The sequence below is a fragment of the bacterium genome, from assembly GCA_029210965.1.
Taxonomy (GTDB): Bacteria; BMS3Abin14; BMS3Abin14; order BMS3Abin14; family BMS3Abin14; genus JALHUC01.
The window spans coordinates 1-548 of sequence record JARGFZ010000148.1 but is presented as its reverse complement, the minus strand read 5'-3'; the positions used below and the strand labels follow the sequence as shown (position 1 = coordinate 548).

General features: G+C 61.5%; 1 protein-coding gene and 1 tRNA gene. One reads left to right on the top strand and one right to left on the bottom strand.

What is annotated here, in order from left to right; all coding sequences use genetic code 11:
* On the bottom strand, nucleotides 1-130 hold a 130-nt coding region (locus P1S59_14715; GenBank protein ID MDF1527472.1), incomplete at its 3' end, for a DUF6324 family protein.
* A 161-nt stretch (nucleotides 131-291) separates the two neighbouring features.
* Here P1S59_14715 and P1S59_14710 point away from each other — a divergent pair.
* Nucleotides 292-368: transfer RNA gene (locus P1S59_14710), tRNA-His, on the top strand.
* Nucleotides 369-548: the final 180 nt, after the last annotated feature.

The window sequence follows — 548 nt, the reverse complement described above, 5'->3', positions numbered from 1 at the left end:
CGGCTTCGTCGGGGTCGAAATCCATCGGCACCTCGATGCCCTGCGATTCGATGAAGAGACGCACCATGCCCTGATCCGTCGGCCCGTTCTGAAGATTGGCCTCGATGTCGCGCTCGCTGTTGATGCCCATGACGGTCTCCTGAAACTCGCGATCTGCTACGCCTTGCACGCCGCCTTGGCAAGCCTCGGGATATCCTGGTCGGAATGAGGGGCCTTTGTCGCACAAAGCTGGCAAATCCGTTTGCGTCAGGCTTGCAATCGGGCGGCGGCACCGGTAAATCCGCCCACAGTGCCGCCTTAGCTCAGTTGGTTAGAGCGCTGGATTGTGGATCCAGAGGTCCCCTGTTCAAGCCAGGGAGGCGGTACCACTTTATCTGATTGGAGCCGTGACGCTTGGAGCCGCAGGCGGCGCGCTGTCGCGCAAGGGCCGATCGAGCCTTGCAAAGGCGATCAGACCGACGATGAACAGAACAAGCCCAAGCGCCAGGAGCGCAGGCACGCGCATGAGCCACCGATTTCGCCGTTTCGGTGCATGCCTGCCCATCCAC